Consider the following 25,140-nt stretch of genomic DNA (forward strand, 5'->3'; position numbering starts at 1 on the left):
ATTAACTTACCGTTGTCCTTTCGCTTTTCAACGCCGCCAGCAACGCTTCATCCAGCGACGGGTGGGCGAACATGATCTTGTGGATGTCTTCTTCGCTCCATCCATCCTTGACGATGAGGGTGGCACCGGTGGTCAGTCGCGACACGTCGTGGCCGACTGCGGTGATGCCCACCACCTTGCCTGCGGACCAGATGACCTTGACGAACCCTTGGGTGGCCGCGTGGGCCTGGGCCATGGGGTTGGCCGCCAGCATGGATTTGGAGGTCGCAGTGGTTTCGAAGTCATGAAGGAAGGCTTCGCTTTCGGTCAATCCCACGCGCATGACCTCGGGCGCGCCGTACAGCACGCTGGGCACAGGGCCGGGCTCGTAGGGAGCCTCCATGTGGCCTGCGATGCGCGCGGCAACATAGTGGGCCTGATGGGAGGCCGCATGGGCCAGCTGAATGTGGCCGTTGGCATCGCCGATGGCGTAGATGTGGGGCGCTGCCTCCAAGTACTCGTTGACCACGACTTTGTTGAACTCGAGTTCGAGGCCCGCCTTGCGCAGGCCGATGTTGGCGGTGACCGGGCCGCGTCCCACGGCGACGAGAATCTTGTCCGCCGTGATCTTTTCGCGGTTGTCCAGGGTCAGCTCTGCCTTGCCGTTCACCGTGGTGCAACCGGCCACGCGTTCGGAGAGGCGAATGTCCCACTTCCATCGCTTGAAGGTCGAAGCCAGCGCCTTGGAGACCTCGGGGTCTTCCAGCGGAGCCACGCGGTCCATGGCGTCCACCACGGTGACCTTCGCACCCATGCGGTGGGCTGCCTGGGCCATTTCAAGGCCGATGAAGCCCGCCCCCACCACGATGAGTGAGGAGGGCATGGTCTCCTGGGTCAGAAACATGGTCGAGTCGAGCACGCAGTCGCCGTCGGGCTCCAGACCTGGGAAGAAGGTCGGCTTGGAGCCGGTGGCCACCACCAGATTTTTGTATTCCAGGACGGTCTCGCCGTCCGCGCCGTTTACGACCACCTTGCCGTCGGCCATGTGCCCCTCGCCGGTGAAGAGCTCGATACCGGCCTGCTTGAGCTGGGTGGCCATGGCCTTGCGGGTCCCGGCCAGATGCTTCTGAATCCGGGTCTGGAGGGCGGCGAAATCCACTGTCACTTCACCAGAGGCAACTTTGAGCCGGGACTGGCTGCTCAGTTCTTCCAGAACCGAGGTTGCGCCGAGCCAGAATTTGGTCGGGATGCAGCCTCGGTTCAGGCAGGTGCCGCCCAGGTCCTCTTTTTCGACCAGGGCGGTTTTCATTCCGTATCCGGCGCACTCCACAGCGGCATCAAATCCGCCGGGGCCTGCGCCGATCACCACGACATCATAAGTCATCAGTCAGCTCCATGGCGCGTGCGGCGTGGGTCTCGTCCAGCCGGGTCACGGGCAGGGTGACCGGGGCCGCCTGCAGGGAGGCGGGATCGGTGTCCACACGTTCGGCGATTTCGATCATCGCGTCGATAAACTCGTCCAGGGTGGCCTTGTTCTCGGTTTCGGTGGGCTCGATCATGATAGCTTCGGGCACGATGAGCGGGAAGTAGATGGTGGGGGCGTGATAGCCCTTGTCGAGCAGTGCCTTGGCGATGTCCAGGGCGTGGACGCCCTTTTCCGCCTGCGGTTCGGCCGAGGCCACGAACTCGTGCATGCAGATGCGGTCGAACGGCACCTCGTAGTGGTCGGCCAGACGCTTGCGGATGTAGTTGGCGGACAGGACCGCGTTCTCCGTGGCGCGGATCAGGCCGGTGCGGCCGAGGCGCAGCATGTAGGCGTAGGCCTTGAGCACCACGCCGAAGTTGCCGTAGAACGGGGCCACGTAGCCGATGGATTTCGGGTAGTTGTAGTTGAGGCGGAAACGGCCGTCCTCCTGCTTCTCCACGCGGGAGATGGGCAGGTAGGGGAGCAGTTTCTCACAGACGCCCACCGGGCCGGAGCCGGGACCGCCGCCGCCGTGCGGGGTGGCGAAGGTCTTGTGCAGGTTGAGGTGGACCACGTCGAAGCCCACGTCGCCTACGCGCATCTTGCCCATGATGGCGTTCAGGTTTGCGCCGTCATAGTAGAGCAGGGCGTCCTTTTCGTGCAGCATCCGGACTATCTCGGGCAGGTTCTTTTCGAACAGGCCGAGGGTATTGGGGCAGGTCATCATCATGCCCGCCACCTCGTCGTCCAGCACTTCGGCCAGAGCCGCCGGGTCCACTATGCCGTCGCTTGACGGAATGGAAACCACATCGAAACCGGCGATGGAGGCGGAGGCGGGGTTGGTGCCGTGGGCGGAGTCCGGAACGATGATCTTGGTCTTCTTGTTGCCCTTGTCCTTGTGGTAGGCGGCAATGAGCATGACGCCGGTCAGCTCGCCGTGCGCGCCCGCCATGGGATGCAGGGTGAAGGCGTTCATGCCGGTGATTTCGCAGAGCATGCGCTCGGTCTCGTACATGACCTCAAGCGCGCCCTGGCACAGGCCGCCAGCGCCCTGGAGCTGGGGCAGGACCGGGTGCAGCCGGGTGAAGCCGGGCAGGGCCGCCGCCACCTCGGTGAACTTGGGGTTGTACTTCATGGTGCACGAACCCAGGGGATAGAAATTGCCGTCCACCCCGTAGTTGCGCTGGGAGAGCCGGGTGAAGTGGCGCACCACGTCCAGCTCACCTGCGCTGGGCAGGCCTATGTCGCCGTCGCGCAGCAGTTCCTTGGGAATGTATGCCTCTTCCGCCATGCCTTCGCAGGGCCAGCAGCCTTCGCGTCCAGGGACGGATTCTTGGAATATGGTCTTCATTTCAGCGCTCCCTTGAGCATCTCGGCAAAGATGCCGATCTGCTCCTCGCTCGTCTTTTCGGTGCAGGCCACCAGCAGGCCGTTCTCCAGATCCTTGTAGTACCGGCCCAGCGGGAAACCGGGGATGTAGCCCCGGGCCGCCAGCTTGGCGATGGCGTCGTAGGCGTTGACCGGCAAGGTGATTGCGAACTCGTTGCCGAATGCCCCCTTGGTCAGCATCTCCACGCCGTCGATGGCCGTGAGCCGTTCCGCGCACACATGGGCGCGCTCGACGGAAACCCGTGCCGCGCGTTTGAGGCCCAGCTCGCCCAGGGAGCAGAGATGGACCAGGGCGCGCAGGGCGCAGAGCGACTGGTTGGAGCAGATGTTCGAGGTGGCCTTCTGGCGGCGGATGTGCTGCTCGCGGGCCTGGAGGGTGAGCACGTAGCCGGTGCGGCCTTCGGTATCCTGCGTGCGGCCGACGATGCGGCCGGGCATCTGGCGGACCATGGCCTTGGTGCAGGTCATGATGCCCAGGTACGGACCGCCGAAGGAGAGGGGCAGGCCCAGGGACTGGCCTTCGGCCACGGCCACGTCCGCGCCCATGGCACCCGGCGTTTTGAGCAGGGAGGCCATGACCGGGTAGGCGGAGAGGACCGAAACGGCCTTTTTCTCCTTGGCCGCGGCAAAGAGTTCGGTGAAGTCGTTGACCGAGCCGAAGAAGTTCGGGTTCTGCACCAGCACGGCGGCGGTGTCGGTGTCGATTGCGGCCTTGAGGCCTTCCATGTCGGTCATGCCGTTCTTGTGCGGCACAGTGACGAACTCCACATCCAGGTTGGAGGTGTAGGAATCCAGCATGACGCGGTAGATGGGGTTCAGCGCCTCGGAGACCACGATCTTGCGCCGCTTGGTCTTGCGCACGGCCATCATGGCTGCTTCATAGAGCGCGGTGCCGCCGTCGTAGACGCTGGCGTTGGCGCACTCCATGCCCAGCAGCCGGGTAACGGCGGTCTGGTATTCGAAGATCGCCTGCAGGGTGCCCTGCGATGCCTCGGGCTGGTACGGAGTATAGGCGGTGTAGAACTCGCCGCGCATCGTCAGTGCGTCCACGGCGGCGGGGATGTAGTGGTCATAGAAGCCTGCGCCGAGGAAGCTGACGCGGTCGGTCGCATTGTGGGAGGCCATGGATTCGAGTTTGGAGAGAACCTCCATTTCGCTCAGTCCCTCGGGAAGGTCGAAGCTTGCGGGGCGCATGTCGGCGGAGATTTCGGCGAACAGATCGTCGATGGACTCCACGCCGATGGCCGCGAGCATTTCCCGGACCTCTGTTTCGGTATGGGGAACGTAGGGCATTGGATTACCTGCCTTGCTTGGCGGTGATGAAAAGAAGAGGGCCGGAACGTTCTCGCCCCGGCCCGTGGTTTCGAACTAGTGGCCTTCGGATTCGACCAGTGCGGTGTAGGCGGCGGCGTCCAAAAGGCCGTCGGGCTCGGACGATAATTTGAATTTCAGCATCCACCCCGCGCCGTAGGGGTCTTCGTTGACCTTCTCCGGTGCGTCTTCCAGGTCGCCGTTCACATTGATGACCTCACCGGATACCGGGGAATAGATTTCACTGGCTGCCTTGACGGATTCCACGGAACCCATCTCTGCTCCGGCCTCGAAAATTTCGCCCACCTCGGGCAGTTCCACAAAGGTCAAATCACCCAACTGCTCCTGGGCAAAATGGGTGATGCCGACAGTGGCGACATCGCCTTCGATTTTGCACCATTCGTGGGATTTTGCATACTTGAGATCTTCGGGAATCATATTCTCTCCTTAGGGTGTAAAGCAGTAATTTGCGGATTGTTAGAACCGTGTTTAACACGGGAGAAAAATCTTGGAAATAGTAAAAAAAATGACACTTCCCGCTGAATTTTAAGCCGGTGGCAAACAACGGCATTAAGGTGTCACTTTTTTGACGTAATGATTGTGATGTTCCCCGGAAATTTCAGGAAATGCCGTATGGCATTCACCTGTTTCTATACAAATAGTTATACTAAAATAGAATAAGTGGTGCTAAGGGTATTACCAGTTATGTTGACGATAACACAGCCGAAGGGTATTTCATTCGGTGTATATGAGTGACGAAATTAAGGAAGATCAGCTTACCCCCGGTTCCCGGGTTACGGTGGAGGCGGCCGAACGAATTTGGTTGCTGGACCGTGCCGCGGACATGGAGGCCCTTTGGGATGCCATGGACGAGGACGACCTGGGTGAGGACGAACGGTTGCCCTACTGGGCCGAGGTCTGGCCCGCCAGTGTGCTCCTGGCCCGCCAGATTCGGCGGATGGGGTCGGAGCTGGCGGGGCGCCCCTGCCTGGATATCGGGTGTGGGCTGGGGCTTACCGGCATGGCAGCCGCAGCGGTGGGGGCACATGTCGTTGCCTTTGACTACGAGTGGCAGGCCCTTCGGTTTGCCCGGCACAATGCGTACCTGAACCAGGTGGATCAGCCCCTGTGGATGTGCATGGACTGGCGGCAACCCGCACTCAAGCCCGGTGCGTTCGACTTCATGTGGGGAGGGGATGTCCTTTATGAAAAACGATTTTTTGATCCGCTCATCCGGCTCTTCCGCCATGCCTTGGCACCCGGCGGCAGAATCTGGATCGGCGAGCCGGTGCGCACGGTATCGCGTCCCGTGTGGGACCTGGTGCGCGAGCAAGGATTTTCTGCAGAAAAGCTGACCGTGGAAAAGGTCGCCCTGTGCGGCCAGAACGCAACGGTGAACCTGTGGGAGCTCAGGCTCCCGGAATAGGAGGACAATAATGGGCAAGACTATCCGATTCGGCGTTTCCCTGGACTCTGAATTACTGGACAAATTCGACCAGCTCTGCAATGAGCGCAGCTACCAGACCCGCTCCGAAGCCATTCGGGATCTCATCCGGAACACATTGGTGCAGCGGGAATGGGAGCAGGCCGAAGGCGACCTGGCCGGGACCCTGACCCTGGTCTATGACCACCACAAGTCCGGGCTTTCCCAAAAACTGACTGAGATTCAGCACGATTCCCATGACGTCATCCAGTCCTCCCTGCATGTCCATCTGGACCATTCCAATTGTCTGGAGGTCATCATCCTCAAGGGGGATGCGAATACCATCAAGGAACTGGGCCAGAAGCTCATCTCCACCAAAGGGGTCAAACACGGCCACCTGACACTGACAACTACCGGGAAGGATTTGATTTAGATGGAAGACGTACAGAAGCATCAGGCGGAGATCGCCATGCCCATCGACAGGGTGGGCGTCAAAGGCCTCAAAGTGCCGCTCGTCATCCGCGAGCGAGGGGCCGGGATGCAGCATACCGTGGCCGAGGTTTCCCTGTCCGTTGACCTGCCCGCGAGGTTCAAGGGCACGCACATGAGCCGTTTTCTGGAGGCTCTGGAACATTGGTCCGGCGAGTTGGACTACAACTCCTTTCTCGCATTGCTGGGTGATATCGTCAGCCGCCTGGAGGCGCGCAGCGCCCATGCCAGCTTCGTGTTTCCCTATTTTCTGAACCGGCGTTCCCCGGTGAGCGGCACCGGCGGCGTCATGGACTATACCTGCCGGGTGGACGGCGTGCTGGAACACGGCAAGCTGACCTTTACGCTGGGGGCGGATGTCCCCGTCATGACGGTCTGTCCCTGCTCCAAGGCCATTTCGGAGGAGGGGGCCCACTCGCAGCGGGCCCAGGTCCGTATCCTCACCCGTTTCACCGGTTTTCTTTGGCTGGAGGATCTCATTGAGATAGGCGAGAGGTCCGGCTCGTGTCCGGTCTATTCCCTGCTCAAGCGGGAGGACGAGAAGTATGTCACCGAGACGGCCTTTGCCCATCCCACCTTTGTGGAAGATGTGGTTCGTGCCGCAGCGGATGGGTTGGAAAATCATCCGCAGGTCACCTGGTACAGGGTGGAGGTGGAGAGCTTCGAGTCCATCCACAATCATTCGGCCTTTGCCGTGATTGAAAGCAACGATTAGGGCAAATCGGCCGGGCAACAATAGGAGCGAACAATGTCGCGTCTAGTCCCCTGTGTCTTTGGCCTTTTGCTGCTCTTTGGCCTCATGGCCTCGCCTGCGTCGGCTGCCGGACAGCAGCCGTTCATGGTGCATTTTGTCGTTGTACCCGCTGTGCTCCCGGACGGCGGCGACGCTTCTTCCGCCGTGCTCGAATTCAAGAAGGAAGTGCTCAAGCTGGCCGGTGGCTTCACCGAGCTTGGCCCCTGCCAAGGCGGTTCGCTGAAGGACAGCAAGGTCAATGAAAAAGAGAACGTCGCCTTCATCATCGGTGCGGACAAGGACATCAGCAAGGAGCTGAAGGCCCTTTCCCTCAAGCTGTTTCACGGCGGCAGCGCCTTCATTCTGGCTTGGCCCGGCAAGGTCATTTTTTAGCCGGGTTGCACCTGGGGCCGAAACCGGGTAATTTGACATCAGGTATTTCCCTTTCTGCAAAGGGGGAGAAGCGTATGTCGGAATCCAACATTTCCGCCCTGTCCGCCATTGGAGTGGACCAGCAGGTAGCGGCCAACAATATGGCCAACATGAACACCGACGGGTTCAAGGCCTCGTCGGTGGAGTTCGAGTCCGGCCCGGAAGGGCAGGGCGTTCGTGTTGCCGACATTCGGCAATCAACGACGGCCGGTCCTCTGGTGAATGGGGTCGAGGGTTCCAACACGGACGTTGGCAGGGAGATGGTGGATATGATTTCCCGCGCCGATTCCTTCTCCGCCAACGTCGCCGCCATCCGCGCCTCCGATGAAATGACCGGCCATCTGCTGAACATGATCGCCTGACCCGGCGGTTGACACTTTCTTGTTTCCTGACTTACGGACTATCATGGCCCGTTCGCGCGCGTCCCGCTGATGGGGCGGCTCGACACGGGCCATACTTGCGTACAGGAGATTACCATGACCCCGAAGACAGTGAAGACCGATTTCGACGTAATTATTGTGGGCGGCGGCCCGGCAGGGCTGTTTGCCGCATATCATCTCTCAGAACACTCCAAGCTTTCCGTGTTGCTTATCGACAAGGGCAAACGGCCGTTGGCGAGGAACTGCCCTCTGTCCGGGGACCAGGAATGCATCAAGTGTCGCCCTTGCAATATCCTCTGCGGCATCGGTGGGGCCGGGCTGTTCTCCGACGGCAAGCTCAACTACATCCACAAGCTGGGCAAGACTGACCTTACCCAGTTTGTGGGCATATCCGAGGCCAAGGCCCTCATTGACGAGACCGAGGAGATATTCAACCGGTTCGGCATGGACGGCAAGGTTTTCCCCACCAACATGGACAAGGCCGGAGAGATCCGCAAGGAGGCGAGGCGACACGGCATTGATCTGCTGGTTATCAAGCAAAAGCACCTGGGCAGCGACAACCTGCCCGGCCATATCGCTTCTCTGGCGGAATACATTATCGAGAAGGGCGTCACCTTTCATACCTCCGAGGAGGTCAAGGATGTGGTGGTGAAAGACGGCCGTGTGCGGGGCGCTATTTCCAACCGGCGTGAGTACACGGCCAAGAACGTCATCCTGGCTCCCGGCCGGGTGGGCGCGGAGTGGGTGGCCGGAGTGGTCCGGCACCACGGCATCGACGTCTCTCAGCGCGGTATAGAGGTGGGCGTGCGGGTGGAGGTGCACAACGAGATCATGCAGGATATCTGCTCGGTCATCTATGACCCGACCTTTTTCGTGCGCACCAATAAGTATGACGATCTGACCCGGACTTTCTGTACCAATTACGGCGGGTTCGTGGCTCTGGAGAACTATCAGGACTTTGTCTGCGTCAACGGCCATGCGCTGATGAACACGAAATCGAGCAACACCAATTTCGCTTTCCTTTCCAAGGTCGTGCTGACCGATCCGGTGGAAGATAATCAGGCCTATGGCGAGTCCATAGGACGGCTGGCAACGCTCATCGGCGGCGGCAAGCCCATTTTGCAACGCTTTGGCGATCTGCGGCGGGGGCGGCGGTCCACCTGGGCCCGTATCGGCAGCGGCTACATCGAACCGACCCTCAAGAATGCCGTGCCCGGCGATATCGCCATGGCCCTGCCGGAGCGGATCGTCACCAACCTGATGGATGGGTTGGAGCAGTTGAATCAGGTTGTGCCCGGTGTTGCCAATGACGAAACCCTGCTCTACGCGCCGGAGATCAAATTCTTTGCCACCCAGGTGGAAACCCGGAAACACCTTGAGACCGCTGTAGACGGACTGTTTGTGGCCGGGGATGGACCCGGGGTGGCCGGTAATATCGTGGGGGCGGCGGCAACAGCGCTCATCCCGGCCAAGGAGATCGTCCGCCGGAGTTGATTCTGCCTTTTCGCAATAACTGATACAGGGCTTTTCTTTTATTCTTCATTGATCTACGTTGTGGAAAATAGAAGAAGTGAAGGGCCCTGTATTGATATCTTCCCAATTCCCTCTGACGAGAATCCTTTTGGCCTCGCTTGTGATAGCGAGTTGTATTCTTTTGTCCGGCGGGAGGTGTTTTGCGGAAAGTGAGAGGACAGGGCTCGTAGTCCAATATGTGGATTTTCCTCCATATTATTTCGTAAATGGCAAGGGGGAGCCGGATGGCTCGCTGCTCAGGCTTGCCCGGCGGGTCTTCGAGCGTGCCGAGGTTCCCATTCATTCCTGGCAATGTCTGCCTGCCAAGCGGGTGTTGAGTAACATGCAGTCGGACAGGCCCATCGTGTCCATCGGCTGGTTCAAGACGCCGGAGAGAGAAAGGGTATATCGTTTTTCCAGATGTATGTATAAGAATAAACAGCTGAATGCCGTTTATCTGAAAAAGAATGCGAATCGTTTTGAAGGGTTGGACCGCCTTGCCGATTTGCTGAACGAGAAAACGCTTCGCGTCGGTCTTTTGGACGGCTATTCCCTTGGCCCCGTCGCCGAATCCATTATCAAAAAAGCCTCCCCCAATGCCTGCCGGGTTGTCGGTGGCTATGACCAGTTGATTCGGATGCTGGCTGAAGAGCGCTTTTCCTACATTGTTGTCGCGCCGGAATCCCTCAGCCATCTGCTGCGCAAGAATCATTTGGAGGCAGCCCGTTTTGTCAGCAAACATCTGGTGGATATCAAGCAGGGTATCTGCCGTTATTTGATGTATAGTCGGGCCGTACCGGATAAATGGGTGCGTCGGATCGATAGAGCTTTGGATGAGCTGGTGAAAGAGTAGGTATGATAGCGTGTTACCGCATTATTCTTACCCCGATGAATCCGGAGCAGGCGTGCTTCGCCTTTCGGAACGCTAATTTTTTTCTAGATTTTTTTTATAATTAATTCCTTTTCCGTTGACAGCCTGTCAGTTTCTTGACAGGGAGAATGTATATTTAAAGATATAGTCCGAGGAGACCTCTCTCCTTTGATTGCATTTTCACGTGATTACGGAGGAACAATGGCCCTGAACCTGGACGGCATCATCGGCAACAGCCCGGCTTTGGCCGAGGTGTTCAAGGTCTTGGGCAAAGTTGCCCCAACGGACAGTACGGTACTGGTCACGGGCGAATCCGGCACCGGCAAGGAATTGCTGGTCCGCGCCCTGCATCGCAACAGCTTCCGGCACGGAGCCGCCTTCGTCCCCATCAACTGTGGAGCCATCCCCAAGGAACTGCTGGAATCAGAACTCTTCGGCCACGAGAAGGGGGCATTTACTCACGCGGTGCGCTCCCGGCCCGGATGTTTCGAACTGGCGGACGGCGGGACCATTTTTCTGGATGAAATCGGCGAGATGGACCTGAGCCTTCAGGTCAAGATTTTGCGTGCCTTGCAGGAAAAAGAGATTGAGCGTGTGGGCGGTACGGTCATCAAGAAAGTGGATGTCCGCGTGGTGGCCGCAACCAACCGGGATTTGGAGTGTGAGGTCAAGGCAGGACGCTTTCGAGAGGATCTTTTCTACCGTCTGAATGTCATTCCCCTGCAGTTGCCGCCGCTCAGGGAGCGGGGCAGCGATATTATCCTGCTGGCCGAACATTTCCTCTCCTGCCACTGTACCAGAAAGGATCGCAAGCGGTTGAGCCTTTCCGACAAGGCGAAGGAGATGCTGCTGACATACTCCTGGCCCGGCAATGTCCGCGAGCTGGAAAATTTCATGGAACGCCTTTCCATTCTCTGCGATGGCACCGAAGTATTGCCTGAGGACCTTCCGGGAAAGATATTTGAAGATATCGGAGAGAAACCGCTGACCAGGGTTGAGGATGTGGCTCCGCCCCGGCCTGCCGGTTTTGTTTGGCCCACCCTGAAGGACATGGATGACCAGAAGGTCAAGCTGAAGGATTTCATGGAGGCCATCGAGGGACGTTTGCTGGATGAGGCGTTGCAGCTGGCCGACGGGGTGAAGAACAAGGCCGCCGAACTGGTAGGCATCAAGCGGACAACGCTTATTGAGAAACTCAAGAAACGGGGGATGTTGTAGGCGAGGAGGAGAGGGCGGCGAAAGTGCCGGTAGCACGACAATTGCATAACCATTCGTTGTGACTGTGAAAAGCGCCAAAATTTCACTCTGGCTCCTCCTATGGGCCCTTGCCGCCGGGTTGTTTCTGCCCCATCCGGCCGCTGCCTTGCGGGTTAATGTCCAGCGGTTGGGCGACACTGACAAGCTGACTTTTTCTTTTGATTCCGGCTCATTGCCAAAGTTTAACGTCACCCGGAACGGCAAGCGGTCTCTTGTGGTCACCTTGCCTGCCGGAGTGTGGAACACTGAGGCCAAGCCGAGCAGCAAGGATTTCCCCGGCAAGCTGGTCCGCTCTGTGCGGGTGGGCGATAATTCCGTGGAGATCAAGACCCGTACCGACGGATTCGGCTTTATTCGCATTGCCTCGCCGGACAAGCCGCAGTTTCTGCTGCAAATTTACCGGGACCCCATTGGTGCGCGTTGGCAGCCCACTCCCGCAAAGAAGCCAGCCGCACCCAAGCCGGTCGCTGCTCCAACACCGACTCCGCGGCCCATGTCGTCGCCAGCCGCGCCTGCAAGGGAGGCGGCCCAGCCGCTGGCCGATACCCAGGCCGCAGTCCCGCCGGAAGGGGAACTGCCGCCGGAGCCGGGGGCGAATGGTGACCGTAAGCCATTTTTCTCCGTGCCATATTCCGTTCGTACCGAGGTGGCTCCACCGCCCGGCCAGGGGGGGGGGCCTGCTTCGGCTTCGCCAGCACCCCAGGTGGCACAGCCCGTACCCGATATGCCGCAGCCTGTCGCATCTGCGCCTGTCAGTCCGCCCGATGGCGGTGTAGCGCCTTCAGGCAACAATCTCCGCTTCAAGGCTGTAAACAAGACGGCGGAAGAGGTGAAATTTGCGGAATTGGCTGGACCTGAGGCTGCTGGCAGTGTCGCAGCTCCGCCTGCGGAGGGTGGCTCCGGGGCCGGTCAGATTGCCTCCGGTGTGGTGACGCCTCCTGGTTCTTCCGTTGCCGGGCAGGTTGGTGGTGTGGGTGTTGCCGAACCACAGCCGGTGCAGTCTTCCACGGTGGCTCCCGCTCCCATGCCTGTTCAGAATGCAAAACCTCAGGCAGATGGTGTTGTCTCCGGCGGTGTGACTCCACCGCCTGGTCAATCTCCGCAGGCAGTTCCCCAACCTGTCACCACGGCCGAAGTTTCCGGGGCAGGACAGGCTGGCGGTGCCGTGGTACCTCCACCCTCTGTGGTGGAGGGCGCTCCTCCGCCGCAACCCACGGCAGAAGAGGCTGCTACGGTTAAAGTCGGGGTTGAACCTTCGGCTGAGACTACGGGCGATCAAGGTGAGCAGGCTGCGGCTTCGCCTCCTGCCGAAGAGGTCCCGGCCGAATCTGTGGCTACCGGAGAGAAGGCTGCCGCTCCCGAGACAGGGGACGCGCCCGTTGCGGACAACGCCACGCTTGCCGAACAGGCCGCCAAGCAGGATTTGAAGGACAAGATTTACGAGGCCCAGACCCTGATGTTCAATGGCAACCTGCCGGAGGCTCAGGGAATTTATGAAGAAGTTTTGAAGAGTCCCTATCTGGAAGACCAGATGCGCGAGGAGGCTCTCTATGCGTTGGCGGACATCAAACGGCAGGTAAACAAGGACGATCTTGCCGATAATTTTGAGGACATTTCGTCGGCCTACATCGAGGCTATGAATGCCAATCTGCAATCTTCACGCGTTCCGCATGCTCTGCTCAACCTGGGGCTGCTCAACCTCAAGGTAGGCAACTTCCCTGAGGCGAAGGCGTATTTCAAGCTGCTTCAGGACAAGTATCCGGATGACGACAATATTCCCTCGATCAGCTATTATTGGGGCGAATACTATTATCGGAAGGGCGACTACAAGAAGGCGGCGGATCAGTTCCAATATCTCATTCAGACTTATCCCGAACATGAACTGGTCAAGCAGGCGGCCTATTATCTGGCCGATTCCCTTGATCGGACCGGATTTTACGATCAGGCCTTTCAGATCGTGGACTACATCGATAAGCGGTGGCCGGATTATTACATGCAGAATCCGGAATTCCTGCGTCTGGCAGCCGGTGTGGAGATGCGCCTGAAGAAATGGGCAGCCGCCAAAAATCATTATTTCACCTTCTACAACCTGAACCCCGAAGCCAAGGGATCGGATGTGGTGCTGGCCCGTTTGGGCGACATCTATATCCATCAGGGGGAAAAGGACGCGGCAAAGCAGATTTATGAAAAAGCCGCTCACGACTATCCGCGGAGCGAGGGAGGGCTGGTTGCCAAAATGCGTCTGGCGGAAGAGGGCATTTATGATGATCCGACCCTGCCGCAGATGGGCAATGTGTTCAATCGTCCCTACAACAAGCGACCGGAGATAGTGTATCAGGAGATCGCCAAGGATTTCCCGGATTCCGCCCTTGCTCCCATCGCCCAGCTCAAGCTCGCCATGTGGTATGCCTTCAACAAACAGTACCCGGAGGCGTTGAGCGCTGCCCAGGACCTGATCGAGAAATTCCCCGACAGCCCGCTGACGGATCGGGCGCGTAAGCTGGGCGACGCCGTGTTTGCGCTGGCCGTGCCCGGCATGGTGGATGAAGGGCTTTATGGCCGTGTGGTCCGCTACTGGGAAACGTATGATTTCATCGGGAAGAAGGATACCAAGGTCAACGATCAGACCAAGCTTGGCGTGGCCATGAGCTATTGGAAAGTAGGTCAGCCGGAGAAGGCGCTGGCGTTGCTCAAGCCTTATCTGCAACCCAAGCAGGTGCCCGATATTTCGGACAAGGCGCTTGGAATGGCCGTGAATATTTATCTGGATGGTCTGGCCTGGAATGAGATTTCCCAACTGGTCGATATGGCCGGAAAGAATTGGAAGCTGGAGGAAAAGCAAAAGCGCCAGCTGGAATACGCCCGCGCCATGTCGTTGCAGAATCTCGGCGAGGAGGCAAAGGCGCTTCCGCTTTGGGCCGAGCTGGCCAAGGACGTGAATGTCGATCCCTCCCTTCGTGCCTATGCCATGTACTACATGGCCAAGTCCGCCATGGAGAATCAGGACCTGCGTCGGGTCTTCGTCTATTCCCAGGAGGCCCTGTCCCTGCTTCTGCAGACCAAGGGCGATCCTGAAAAGATCAAGGACGTGGTTCTCATGTCCATCTATTCGACGGAACGGTCCGGCCGCTATGAGGAAGCCCTTAAATGGGCCAAGGAGTACGACAAGTACGTCAAGCCGGACAACCCGGAGTGGGCTTCCACGCGCTTCAAGCTGGCGCGTATCTATCGCAAGGCCGGAGCCATGGAGGAGTGGAAGCAGCTCCTGACGGACATCATAGAGAAAAAACCGGACTCCTTGCAGGCTACGCTCGCCAAGTCAGAGCTGGAAACCTATGATCTGGAACAAAAGGCGCAGCAGTATGCGCCTGGCATCCAATAGGATGAAGGAGGGGGAATGCTGAGGGAACCTTGTGTAGCCGGACGATTTTACGAGAGTGATCCGGCGCGGTTGAATGCGTCGGTTGACCAATATTTAGCTCAGGGAGGGGGGCGTAGCGAATCGCCGACTCTGCTGGCCATGGTTCCACATGCCGGGTATGTCTATTCCGGCGGAGTGTGCGGCAAGACGCTGGCTCAGGCGAACCTGGCATCCACAGTGTTGTTGCTGGGCCCCAACCATACTGGATTCGGTACGCGTTTTTCCCTGTGGCCAGAAGGGAGTTGGGCCATCCCCGGCGCGGAAATCCCTGTCGACGAGGAATTGGCCTCGGCCATTCTGGAGGCGGATTCCACTATTGCCGCCAATACCATGGCCCATGTGCGGGAGCACTCCCTGGAGGTCGTCCTGCCGTTTCTGGCGCGGCTCGATCCGTCCACGTCTATAGTCCCTTTGTCCGTGTCCTCCAATCTTTTTGAAGAACTCAAACGGGTGGGGCAAGCCATCGGCAAGGTCCTCAAGGCCTTTTCCCGTCCCGTATCCATTGTGGTCAGCTCGGACATGAGCCACTACATTTCGAGCGATGATGCCCGTCAGCTCGATTCCATGGCGCTGGATGCGGCTGTTGCCCTTGATCCGGCCCGGCTTTTTGAAACTGTGCGAGTCAACGAGATTACCATGTGCGGTGTTCGTCCCATGACTGTCGGTCTGTTTGCTGCCCTGGAGCTGGGAGCGACGCACGGCGAACTGGCCGCATATGCCAACTCCGGCGATGTAACCGGAGACAATGAGCAGGTGGTAGGCTACGCCGGAGTGCTGGTTCGCTGACCGGACGAACAAGGTTCATTTTATCTGTGCCGGTATCCAGCTGGTTCTTTTCCTGATACCTGCGGCGCACTTGGAGCTAATCAAAAAAAATGTTTTTTTATTCGTCAATACGTTAAAAAAATAGTACTGACTATTTTGACTGCTCTTGGCGCAATCGCAATTCGCTTTGGGGTGATTCATGCGTATTTTGTTGATAGTGGCTGCCGTCCTGTTTTTATGTAGTCCGTCCTGGGCAGAAGAAAGCATTACGCTGCAGGCTATAGTTTATCCTCCCCTTGTCTATGAAGTGGGTGGGAGCGTGTTCGGCGTTGTGCCGGATGTCGTCCGGGCCATTCAAGTGCAGATCGGGGATCACAATCCTCTGGTAATCATGCCTTGGCTGCGAGCCTACGAGCAGGCTCAACACGGCAAGCGGCAGGGATTGTTTGCCATTGTCCGAACTCCGGAACGCGAAAAACTATTCAAGTGGGTGGGGCCGGTTTTCAGTGAGGGAGACTATTTTTTCAAGAAACGGGGCAGCTATCTGAGCCCCAGGACTCTTGAACATGCCCGTGGCGATTTCAAGATTGCCGTGCGTCGGGATGGCTATACGCACCAGGCCCTCAAGGCAAAGGGGTTTACCAACCTGGATGTGGGGCCGAGCTACGACTCCAGCTACAGAAAACTGGCTCAGGGACGTGTCGATCTTGTCCTGATGGGAGAACGGACCTACTACTATATGGTCAAGAAGGCGGGACTCAATCCTGAAGAATTTGAGCGGACAAATGTCCTTTTTGCCGAGTCCTCAGCCTGGCTGGCTTTTTCCCGCGATATTCCGGATTCCACCATTGATCGCTGGCAGGAAGCCCTGGATAACCTAAAGGTAAATGGTATTTATGACGACATTATGCAGCGCAACTTCCAGCATTGATTTCAGGTTGACTCGGACTATGTATTCAGGCTGGTTTAGCTGTTTTGTTGGAATTCTTGTAGCCTGCCCATTTCAATAAGCAGATAGGCATAAACAAACAGGCAAAAGAAAAAGCCCGTCCGGACAGTTTGTCCGGACGGGCCATTTTTATTTTATTGGCTTGCGTCTCTAGCGGCGACGTCCACCATCGCGGCGTCCGCCGTCACGACGTCCACCATCGCGGCGGTCACCACGATCACCACGGTCACCGCCACGAGGAGCGGGGCGCTTGAAGTCGTCCAGATTCACTTCCTGGCCGGCTTCTTCCATCAGCCAGGCCTTGCGGGAGAGACGGATGCGTCCGCCCGGCTCCAGGGAAATGCACTTGACCCAGACTTCCTGGCCCAGCTGGACCACGTCCTGGACGTTCTCCACGCGCTCGAAGTCGAGCTGGGAGATGTGCAGCATGCCTTCCTGACCGGGCAGGATTTCCACCAGGGCGCCTACTTCCAGGATCTTGCGTACGGTGCCGAGGTAGTTCTTGCCCGGCTCCGGCTTCTGATCGTAGTAGAGGACCATTTCCTTGGCCTTTTCCATGGAGGCGAGGGTGGGGGCGAAGATGGAGATCTTGCCGGAATCCTCGATGTCGATATCGGCTTCGGTTTCTGCCGTGATGGCCTTGATGTTCTTGCCGCCGGGTCCGATGACGGAGCGGATCTTCTCGGGATCGATGTGGACCACGGCCATCTGCGGGGCCAGGTCGGACAGCGCGGAGCGCGGTTCGGGCATGACCTCGGCCATGTGGTCGAGGATGTGGGTGCGGGCGGCCTTGGCCTGAGCCAGGGCCTTCTTGAGCACTTCCTGCGGGATACCGGCGATCTTGATGTCCATCTGGATGGCGGTGATACCATCACGGGTACCGGCCACCTTGAAGTCCATGTCGCCCAGCGCGTCTTCGTCGCCGAGAATATCGGTCAGGATGAAGTATTCATCCTCTTCCTTGCACAGGCCCATGGCGATTCCGGCCACCGGGGCGCTGATGGGCACACCGGCGTCCATGAGGGACAGGGTGCCGCCGCAAACGCTGGCCATGGAGGAGGAACCGTTGGACTCCATGATCTCGGAGACAACGCGGATGGTGAACGGGAAGGACTCCGCGTCCGGCAGAACCGGAGCAATGGCACGCTCGGCCAGGGCTCCGTGGCCCACTTCACGGCGGGAGGTGCCGCGCAACATGCGGGCTTCACCCACGCAGTAGGGCGGGAAGTTGTAGTGGAGCATGAAACGCTTGGTGCCGTCACCCAGCAGGGAGTCGAAGCGCTGCTCGTCACGGGTGGAACCCAGGGTGGCAACAGCCAGGGAAGCCGTCTCACCGCGACGGAACAGGGCGGAGCCGTGGGTCTGGGCCAGCACGCCGGTCTCGATGGACAGCGAACGGACCGTTTCGGTGTCGCGGCCGTCGATGCGGGTGCCTTCCTTGACGATGCGCTCACGCACGATCTTCTTGGTCATGACGCCGAGCACGTCGCCAACACCCTTGAGCTTGGCGGCGTCTTCCGGGAATTTCTCGGCAACGGCGGCAACAGCCTTTTCCTTGGCGGCATCCTTGGCGGCGTAGCGTTCCATCTTCTGCGGAATGGCGAGGGCCGTCTTGAGGTCATCGGTGATGAAATCGCCGAGGAAGGCGACCAGTTCTTCGTCCTGCACGGGGGCGGCGACTTCCAGCTTGGGGACACCGACCTTCTCGCGCAGCTCGTCCTGAATGTCGAGGAGCGGGATGATCTGCTCCTGACCCCAGGCCAGGGCGTCGGCAACGATGTCTTCGCTGATGAAGTTGGCACCACCCTCAACCATGACAATGGCATCACGGCTGGCGGCGAACACAAGGTTCAGGGAGGACTGTTCCTCGGCGACCTTGTAGCTCGGGTAGAGCACGAATTTGCCATCCACATAGCCGACACGGGCACCCACGACAGGGCCAAGGAACGGCATCTTGGAGATGTGGCAGGCGGCCGAAGCGCCGGTCAGGGCCAGCACGTCCGGATTGACGGACTTGTCGGCGGACAGGACGGTGGCGATAACCTGGACTTCATCGGAGAAGCCCTTGGCGAACAAGGGGCGGATGGGACGGTCGATGAGCCGGGAGACCAGGGTCTCATGCTCGGAGGGCCGACCCTCGCGGCGGAAGTAGTTGCCCGGTACGCGACCGGCGGCGTAGGCCATTTCCTGATAGTTGCAGGTCAGGGGGAAGAAACCGCGGTCTTCGGCCAGGGGCTGGGTCACGGCGGTGACCAGCACGGAGGTCTTGCCGGACGAAATAGTCACGGCACCCGAAGCCTGGCGGGCGAATTTCCCGGTTTCGATGGTGACGTCGATGTCGCCCACTTTGGTGGAGACACTGGTGGCGTCAAAAGGAATCATTGTCATGTGATTTCCTACCTTTAATGTAATAGGTGAATCACTTTCTGCGTAATCCCCTGAAAGGATTAGCCGGCTTGGGGAGGAGCTTTTGGGCAATTGGAACCCGTGGGTCCCAAAAACGCCTTCCGCAGCCAACTAAACATCGCGTAGGGAGAAGCGGAGTGGGAAAAAAGACGGCTCCGCCGCAGAAAGTGAGAAAAGGGGTGGGGGAGACCGAAGTCTCCCCCAAATAACTCTGTTGTAAAAGAACTACTTGCGCAGGCCGAGGCGAGCGATAAGGTCGCGGTAGCGCTGAACGTCCTTGTTTTGCAGGTACTTCAGCAGCTTACGGCGCTGGCCGACCATCTTGAGCAGACCGGTACGGGAGTGGTGATCCTTCTTGTGGGTCTTGAAGTGGTCTGCCAGGTACTGGATGCGGGCAGTCAGCAGGGCTACCTGGACTTCCGGGGAGCCGGTGTCACCTTCGCAGGTCTTGTACTCTTCAATAACTTTCTTTTTGTCTTCTGCCGTCATAACCACAGCGATATCCTCCTGGTTGGGGGTTTATCTCTAGCTTTTCGTGAACGCCCTGTTCAGCCCTGTTCCCAAAGGCCTCGCAGAATGGCCCATTTGAGCCTTCCGTCCTGCATCTTCGCTTCCACCAGTGCCAGGGGCCGACCAGCCGGGTCGAGCAACATGGCTCTGTCACCTTCGGTACCTGCCAATATACCGCCGGGTTCATCGGTCACCGGCAGCCAGGCCCCGTTCATGACGAGACCGGACAATGCGTCGGTGAGCGTGAATCTCGGCCAGTGGGGCAGAGTGTCCGCAAGCGGGATTACCTTGTCCACCAAGGACGAAGGTTGCGAAAGGACGTCCGCGAGGGGGTGCGCCTGTTCGAGTCCAAAGGGCTCGCTGCGCTCCCGGTTCAGGCTGGTCAGCACCGCACCACACCCCATTCGAATCCCCAAGCTGTGGACCAGGGAGCGTATGTAGGTGCCTGCGGAACAACTGACCCTGAACGATGCCTCGGGCATGTTCACGTCCAGCACTTCCACATGTGAAATAACAATGGGCTTGGTCTTAACCGGTACATCCTCGCCCGCACGGGCAAGGGCATAGAGCGGCTTGCCCTCGTGTTTGGCAGCCGAATAGGCAGGAACCTCCTGCTCTGTCAACTCTTTCCAGTGCAAAATATCATGTTCGACATCCGCGCCGGAGACCTTCACTTCCTTTTCTTGCAGTATTTTGCCTTGAATATCAAGAGTGTCGGTCGAAATTCCCAGCTTCAGCGTGCCTGTATAGGTTTTTATCCCGTCGGTCAGATACTGTGCGAGCTTGGTCGCCTGGCCGAGCATGACCAGCAGCACGCCGCGGGCCATGGGGTCCAGAGTGCCGGCGTGGCCGATTTTGAACTGGCGGAGTTCCCGCTTGATGTCGTTGAGGCAGCCTGCGGAAGTCGGTCCCGACGGTTTGTCGAGGACGAGTACGCCGTCCAACTGCTCTTCGCTGCGTTTGCGCTTGCGTCCCATCTATTGGAGCTCCAGTACAGTGGCTGCCGCTTCAACAAGGCGTGTCTTGGCTTCTTCGAGGGGAGCGTTGATGGATCCGCCTGAGGCGTTCTTGTGTCCGCCGCCACCGAATTCGGCGGCAACGACCTGGACGTTGTCCTCGCCATAGGAGCGCAGGCTGAACTTGTAGGTGTCCGGGGCTTCCTCGCGCAGGATGGCCGCCATGCGCACCGATTTGAGCCGCCTGATGAAATTGATGATGTTTTCAGTATCGTCCGGGCCCGTATGTGTGCGTTTGAACATCTCTTTGGTAATGCAGGCTACGGCGATCTGCTTATCCCGGAAAAGCTCGACCGTGTTCATCACTTCGGTCCAGAGGTGCATACGCTCTTCGGACCACTGCTTGGTAATGGTTCGGTTGATGTCGGCAATGTTCAGGCCGTCGCGGAGCAGACGGGCGGCCAGCTCCAGGGATTCCGGCGTGGTGGAACCGTAGGAGAAGAAACCGGTGTCGGTGGCGACCGCAAGGTAGATGCACTCGGCCAGTTGGCCGACCATGGGAATATCCAGGGCTTCAGCAAGGAGGGCCGTCATGCAGCCCACGGCAGGCTGGTGGGTGTCCACCCAGTTCTCAACACCGAATTCGTCGTTGCCGAGGTGATGGTCGATGTTGATTGCCTTGGTCTCACCGAGGCGGGACATCAGCGTTTCGCCCATGCGCTCGGCCGAGCCGCAGTCCAGAACAATGGCCCAGCGGGGCATGGTTTCCGGCAGGGTGGTCTGCACTGGAGCCGGATTGGGGGTGAAATCATAGCGGCTGGGCAGCCCGGAAGGGTTGTAGAGAAAAAATCGCTTGCCGAGAGCTTTCAGTATGTGACCTACGGCGCACATCGAACCAATGGCATCGCCGTCCGGATTGTAGTGGGAGGCGACCATGAAGTCGTCCTCCTCCCTGAGGATGGCACTAATCTTTTTGAGGGGAGTGTCCATAGACCATGTCCTCCAGGAGTTCGTCGAATACAAAACGCAGCTCGGGCACGAACTGAAGCTTGAGAATACGGCCCAGACGGGAGCGCAGAAAGCCGGTCGCCTTGAGCAGTCCATCGTGCACCTCGGCCCGGTGCTTGTCGTCTCCGGAGACAGTGTAGAAAATTTCCGCGATACGCAGGTTGGCGTTCATGCGCACGCCGGAGATGGTGACCAGTTGCAGGCGGGGGTCCTGAGCCTCCTGCACCAGCAGGGTGCCTATCTCGCGCATAATCTGGTCGCCCATGCGGACGGCGCGTCGGGAATTGGATGCTTTCATTGTTGTTTCCTCAGTCGCTTTCGCTGAAAATTTCGGTATTGCAGTTGGTCAGTTCCGCCGGGGAGATGGCTTCGACCATAGCCAGGGCCTTGGACAGGCTGCTTTCCACCCTCTGGGTTTCGTTGGCAACGGTGACAACGGCCAGAACCAGCTTTTCATGGACGTCCATGGCATCAACTTCCGCCACGGACACATTGAACTTGTTGCGCAATTTCTGTTTCAGGCTGAGGGCAACCTTGCGCTTTCCCTTGAGGGAGCGGTTGCCGTGGAGACGGAATTCCAAAGTCAGAACGCCGAGAATCATAACGGTTCAGCCTGTAAAATAAGACGGGCGGCCCGAAAGGCAACGGGCCGCCCGTCGTTGATCGCTATCTGTCTAGTCGATGGTACGAGCCACTTCCTTGGTCATGAAGGCCTCGATAACGTCGCCGGACTTGATGTCGTTGAACTTCTCCAGGCCGATGCCGCACTCGTAGCCCTTGGCCACTTCCTTGACGTCGTCCTTGACGCGGCGGAGGGAGGCAACCTGACCGGTGTAGATGACCACGCCGTCGCGCAGCAGACGAATCTGGGCGTTGCGGGTGATTTTGCCGTCGGCAACGAAGCAGCCTGCCACGGTGCCGACCTTGGGCACGGAGAAGGTCTGGCGAACTTCGGCCTGGCCGAGGTAGACCTCTTCGATGTCCGGGGCGAGCATACCGCTCATGGCGTCCTTCACTTCGTTCACCAGCTTGTAGATGATGTCGTAGAAGCGGACTTCGACGCCTTCCTGCTCGGCAATCTGCTTGACCTTGAGAGTGGGACGGACGTTGAAGCCGAGGATAATGGCCTCGGAAGCGCCTGCCAGCAGAATGTCGGATTCGGTGATGGCACCGGCACCGCCGTGGACCACGCTGATCTTGACCTCGTCGGTGGAGAGCTTGTTCAGCGCCTCGGTAACGGCTTCCAACGAACCCTGCACGTCCGCCTTGAGGACCAGGTTCAGGGTCTGGGCCTCGTCGTCCGGCTTGCTGGCCAGGAAGGACTCCAGGGTGACCTTGGTCTTGGCGGAGAGAATCCGTTCGCGCTGTTTCATGGCGCGGGACTGGGCGATGCGGCGGGCAACCTTTTCCTCTTCGACCACGAAGAGTTCGTCACCGGCCTCGGGCAGACCGTCAAAGCCCTGAATTTCCACAGGCATGGCCGGACCGGCATCTTTGATCTTCTTGCCCTTGTCATTGAACATGGCGCGGACCTTACCGAACTGGACACCACAGACGAAGCTGTCGCCCTGGCGCAGGGTACCTTCGGAGATGAGCATGGTGCCCACCGGGCCGCGGCCCTTGTCCAGCTTGGCTTCCACGATATGACCGCGTGCGGCCTTGTCCGGGTTGGCCTTCAGCTCCATGACCTCGGCCTGGAGGAGCACCATTTCGAGCAGTTCGTCGAGTCCGATGCGCATCTTGGCCGACACATGGGCGAAGATGGTGTCGCCGCCCCATTCTTCGGGAACCAGGCCCTGTTCCGCCAGCTCGCGCTTGACGTTGTCCGGGTTGGCCCCTTCCTTGTCTATCTTGTTCACGGCGACCACGATGGGCACGCCGGCGGCGCGGGAGTGGCTGATGGCCTCACGGGTCTGATCCATGACGCCGTCATCCGCCGCAACCACCAGGATGACGATATCCGTCACCTGGGCGCCACGCATACGCATGGTAGTAAAGGCTTCGTGGCCGGGCGTATCGAGGAATACGATCTCGCCTCGGTCGGTGTTGACGTGGTAGGCGCCGATGTGCTGGGTGATGCCGCCTGCCTCGCCCTCGGTGACCTTGGTCATCCTGATGGCGTCGAGCAGGGAGGTCTTGCCGTGGTCGACGTGGCCCATGATGGTAACCACTGGGGGACGCGGCTTCAGGTCCTCGCGCTTGTCCTCTTCCACCGGAGCCAGGAAGGAAGTTTCGTCAAAGGAAACGTTTTCCACCTCGTAGCCGAACTCGCTCGCCAGCAGGCTGGCGGTGTCCAGATCCAGGGACTGGTTGATGGTCGCCATGACACCCATGCCGAACAGGGTCTTGATCAGGTCCTGCGCCTTGATGCCCATCTGGTGGGCCATGTCGGAAAGACGGATGGCCTCGTCGAATTTGATTTTGCGCTTGGCGGCCTTCATCGGCGCGGCCTGTTCCGGGCGAGTCATTTGCTGAAGCGGTTTCCGGCCCTTCTTGCGACGACCCTTGCGGCCGAAGCCGCCTTCTTCCTCGAAACGAGCCGGTGCACCGTCTTTCTGCGCAGTGGAAAATTCCACTACGCGGCGGTCCTTCTTGCCTTTCTTTTTCTTGCTGCGGCCATCCGGCACGTCACTGGGGGTAAAGGACGGGTCCTGTTGAGCAGGGCGTCCTCCACCGGGTCTGCCGCCGGTGGGTCTTCCACCTGCGGGCCTCCCACCTGCGGGTCTGGCGCCGCCGGGACGGCCGCCACCGGGCTGGCCACCGCCGGGCCTGCCGCCAGGACGGCGGGTAGGCTCTGCGGCCTTGGCGGCTTCGCGAGCCTGGACCTCGGCCGGGTCGGGCATGGAAATAATTTTGACCTTGGGGGCCTCGGGCTCACGCCGCTTTTTCTTCTTGGGCTTTTGAGGGGCTTCGGCTCCGTCCTTGGGGGCCTCTGCTTCAGGCTTTTTCCCCTTGGAAGTTTCCGTCGCAGCCTTCTCGGCCTTGGGCGCGGGGGCCGGTTCTGCCGGTTTTTCCTCCGCCTTGGAAGCAGGTTCTTCAGCTACCACCGGTTCGGGAGCGGCGGGCGCTTCTGCAGTGACGGATTCAGCTGCGATTTCGGGCTCGGGTTCGGGGGCGGGCTCTTCTTTCGCAGGGGCTTCCTGGACAGGCTCTTCGGCTTTCGGCTCTTCCTGCTTGGCAGGGGTGATGATCCGTACCTTGGGTGCTTTGTCCTTGGGCTTTGCCTTGACGACAGGCTTCTCCTCAGGCTCCTTGGGGGTAGGCTCCTGAACAGGTTCCTCGGCAGCCACGGGAGCTGTTTCCGTCTTCACGACGGGCTCTTCGGCTACCTCCACGGTTTCGACCTCTTCGACCTCAACGGCCGGTTCGGCCTCCTGAGCCTCGGTTTCCTGCGGCGCGCCTCCACGAGATTTGCGCCGACGACGGACGATAACGCCCGAATCGGTCACCATACGCACTTCCCGACGGGAACCGCCTTTTTTCAGTTCCGCCTTAAGGCTGTCCACATCTTCCGCATCGACCATGGTCTTCTGGCTTTTGGCCTGGACCCCGATCTCGCGCAGATGCTGAATGATGTCCTTGGTGCTGAGCCCGAGCTCGGCAGCCAGGTCTTCTACCCGAACACTTGCCGTCATTTACAATCCCCCTTGCGTTTATTCATCAGGCCTCGCATGACCTTTGGGAAAAGCTCCCGGCAGCGGGCCTGGACGCATACATAGTAACCACGTCCCGGCTTAATCTTCTCCGGGTCCAGAACCGGACCATCCGGTTCGTCGTCCGGCACGGTGGCCGGACACACATATCGCTCCAGCTCTCCCTTGGGAAAGCGGCGGCGACATACCACACACGAGCGGATCGGTTCTTCAGTGAATTCCGTATCCATG

Annotated in this window: 23 protein-coding genes; 11 read left to right on the forward strand and 12 right to left on the reverse strand. The window is 59.2% G+C overall.

Annotated elements, in window-relative coordinates; translation table 11 throughout:
• Nucleotide 1 precedes the first annotated feature (1 nt).
• The 4 genes from ACI0FG_RS05640 to gcvH all read right to left on the reverse strand — a co-directional run bounded on the left by ACI0FG_RS05640 (nt 2) and on the right by gcvH (nt 4,582).
• Nucleotides 2–1,363 (reverse strand): dihydrolipoyl dehydrogenase family protein, encoded by a 1,362-nt coding sequence (locus tag ACI0FG_RS05640; RefSeq protein ID WP_419787575.1) that lies wholly within the window; start codon nt 1,361–1,363, stop codon nt 2–4.
• Nucleotides 1,353–2,795, reverse strand: coding sequence for an aminomethyl-transferring glycine dehydrogenase subunit GcvPB (gene gcvPB, locus ACI0FG_RS05645; protein WP_419787576.1), 1,443 nt, complete (start codon nt 2,793–2,795; stop codon nt 1,353–1,355). Before gcvPB ends, ACI0FG_RS05640 begins: the two co-directional genes overlap by 11 nt.
• A complete protein-coding gene (gcvPA, locus tag ACI0FG_RS05650) occupies nt 2,792–4,126 on the reverse strand; it encodes an aminomethyl-transferring glycine dehydrogenase subunit GcvPA (protein ID WP_419787577.1) in 1,335 nt (444 codons plus the stop codon). The genes gcvPB and gcvPA overlap by 4 nt, the downstream gene beginning before the upstream one ends.
• 75 nt (nt 4,127–4,201) lie before the next feature.
• The gene (gcvH, locus tag ACI0FG_RS05655; protein ID WP_419787578.1) at nt 4,202–4,582 is read right to left on the reverse strand and encodes a glycine cleavage system protein GcvH; all 381 of its coding nucleotides are present in this window, start codon (nt 4,580–4,582) and stop codon (nt 4,202–4,204) included.
• Between the two features lie 310 nt (nt 4,583–4,892).
• On the opposite strand from gcvH, the gene ACI0FG_RS05660 reads away from it, so the two are divergent.
• The 11 genes from ACI0FG_RS05660 (at nt 4,893) to ACI0FG_RS05710 (ending at nt 16,358) form a co-directional block, all read left to right on the forward strand.
• Nucleotides 4,893–5,570, forward strand: coding sequence for a class I SAM-dependent methyltransferase (locus ACI0FG_RS05660; RefSeq protein WP_419787579.1), 678 nt, complete (start codon nt 4,893–4,895; stop codon nt 5,568–5,570).
• A gap of 10 nt (nt 5,571–5,580) precedes the next feature.
• Nucleotides 5,581–6,000: a nickel-responsive transcriptional regulator NikR gene (gene nikR, locus ACI0FG_RS05665; RefSeq protein WP_419787580.1), complete on the forward strand. Its 420-nt coding sequence runs from the start codon at nt 5,581–5,583 to the stop codon at nt 5,998–6,000.
• Nucleotides 6,001–6,771: a GTP cyclohydrolase FolE2 gene (folE2, locus tag ACI0FG_RS05670; RefSeq protein WP_419787581.1), complete on the forward strand. Its 771-nt coding sequence runs from the start codon at nt 6,001–6,003 to the stop codon at nt 6,769–6,771. It abuts the gene before it with no gap.
• Nucleotides 6,772–6,804: 33 nt separating this feature from the next.
• A complete protein-coding gene (locus tag ACI0FG_RS05675; protein WP_419787582.1) occupies nt 6,805–7,182 on the forward strand; it encodes a hypothetical protein in 378 nt (125 codons plus the stop codon).
• Nucleotides 7,183–7,256: 74 nt separating this feature from the next.
• A complete protein-coding gene (locus tag ACI0FG_RS05680) occupies nt 7,257–7,583 on the forward strand; it encodes a flagellar basal body rod protein FlgC (RefSeq protein ID WP_419787583.1) in 327 nt (108 codons plus the stop codon).
• 114 nt (nt 7,584–7,697) lie between these two features.
• The gene (locus ACI0FG_RS05685; RefSeq protein ID WP_419787584.1) at nt 7,698–9,095 is read left to right on the forward strand and encodes an NAD(P)/FAD-dependent oxidoreductase; all 1,398 of its coding nucleotides are present in this window, start codon (nt 7,698–7,700) and stop codon (nt 9,093–9,095) included.
• Between the two features lie 217 nt (nt 9,096–9,312).
• A complete protein-coding gene (locus tag ACI0FG_RS05690) occupies nt 9,313–9,966 on the forward strand; it encodes a substrate-binding periplasmic protein (RefSeq protein ID WP_419788363.1) in 654 nt (217 codons plus the stop codon).
• Between the two features lie 219 nt (nt 9,967–10,185).
• A complete protein-coding gene (locus ACI0FG_RS05695; RefSeq protein WP_419787585.1) occupies nt 10,186–11,202 on the forward strand; it encodes a sigma-54 interaction domain-containing protein in 1,017 nt (338 codons plus the stop codon).
• A gap of 64 nt (nt 11,203–11,266) precedes the next feature.
• On the forward strand, nt 11,267–14,623 hold the full coding sequence (locus ACI0FG_RS05700; protein ID WP_419787586.1) for a tetratricopeptide repeat protein: 3,357 nt from the start codon (nt 11,267–11,269) through the stop codon (nt 14,621–14,623).
• A 15-nt stretch (nt 14,624–14,638) separates the two neighbouring features.
• Nucleotides 14,639–15,448: an AmmeMemoRadiSam system protein B gene (amrB, locus tag ACI0FG_RS05705; RefSeq protein ID WP_419787587.1), complete on the forward strand. Its 810-nt coding sequence runs from the start codon at nt 14,639–14,641 to the stop codon at nt 15,446–15,448.
• Between the two features lie 178 nt (nt 15,449–15,626).
• A complete protein-coding gene (locus ACI0FG_RS05710) occupies nt 15,627–16,358 on the forward strand; it encodes a substrate-binding periplasmic protein (RefSeq protein WP_419787588.1) in 732 nt (243 codons plus the stop codon).
• 168 nt (nt 16,359–16,526) lie between these two features.
• On the opposite strand, the gene pnp is transcribed toward ACI0FG_RS05710, so the two are convergent.
• The 8 genes from pnp to ACI0FG_RS05750 form a co-directional block, all read right to left on the reverse strand.
• Nucleotides 16,527–18,764: a polyribonucleotide nucleotidyltransferase gene (gene pnp, locus ACI0FG_RS05715; RefSeq protein WP_419787589.1), complete on the reverse strand. Its 2,238-nt coding sequence runs from the start codon at nt 18,762–18,764 to the stop codon at nt 16,527–16,529.
• A 243-nt stretch (nt 18,765–19,007) separates the two neighbouring features.
• Complete coding sequence (gene rpsO, locus ACI0FG_RS05720) at nt 19,008–19,277, reverse strand: 30S ribosomal protein S15 (RefSeq protein WP_419787590.1); 270 nt, start codon at nt 19,275–19,277, stop codon at nt 19,008–19,010.
• A gap of 53 nt (nt 19,278–19,330) precedes the next feature.
• A complete protein-coding gene (gene truB, locus ACI0FG_RS05725; protein WP_419787591.1) occupies nt 19,331–20,269 on the reverse strand; it encodes a tRNA pseudouridine(55) synthase TruB in 939 nt (312 codons plus the stop codon).
• Nucleotides 20,270–21,238, reverse strand: coding sequence for a DHH family phosphoesterase (locus ACI0FG_RS05730; protein WP_419787592.1), 969 nt, complete (start codon nt 21,236–21,238; stop codon nt 20,270–20,272).
• Nucleotides 21,213–21,554: a 30S ribosome-binding factor RbfA gene (rbfA, locus tag ACI0FG_RS05735; protein ID WP_419787593.1), complete on the reverse strand. Its 342-nt coding sequence runs from the start codon at nt 21,552–21,554 to the stop codon at nt 21,213–21,215. The genes ACI0FG_RS05730 and rbfA overlap by 26 nt, the downstream gene beginning before the upstream one ends.
• A gap of 10 nt (nt 21,555–21,564) precedes the next feature.
• Nucleotides 21,565–21,858 (reverse strand): DUF503 domain-containing protein, encoded by a 294-nt coding sequence (locus tag ACI0FG_RS05740; protein ID WP_419787594.1) that lies wholly within the window; start codon nt 21,856–21,858, stop codon nt 21,565–21,567.
• A 72-nt stretch (nt 21,859–21,930) separates the two neighbouring features.
• On the reverse strand, nt 21,931–24,891 hold the full coding sequence (gene infB / locus ACI0FG_RS05745) for a translation initiation factor IF-2 (RefSeq protein ID WP_419787595.1): 2,961 nt from the start codon (nt 24,889–24,891) through the stop codon (nt 21,931–21,933).
• On the reverse strand, nt 24,888–25,139 hold the full coding sequence (locus tag ACI0FG_RS05750) for a YlxR family protein (RefSeq protein ID WP_419787596.1): 252 nt from the start codon (nt 25,137–25,139) through the stop codon (nt 24,888–24,890). Before ACI0FG_RS05750 ends, infB begins: the two co-directional genes overlap by 4 nt.
• Nucleotide 25,140: the final 1 nt, after the last annotated feature.

It is taken from the genome of Pseudodesulfovibrio sp. 7M6 (assembly GCF_050058625.1).
Lineage (GTDB): Bacteria > Desulfobacterota > Desulfovibrionia > Desulfovibrionales > Desulfovibrionaceae > Pseudodesulfovibrio > Pseudodesulfovibrio salinus.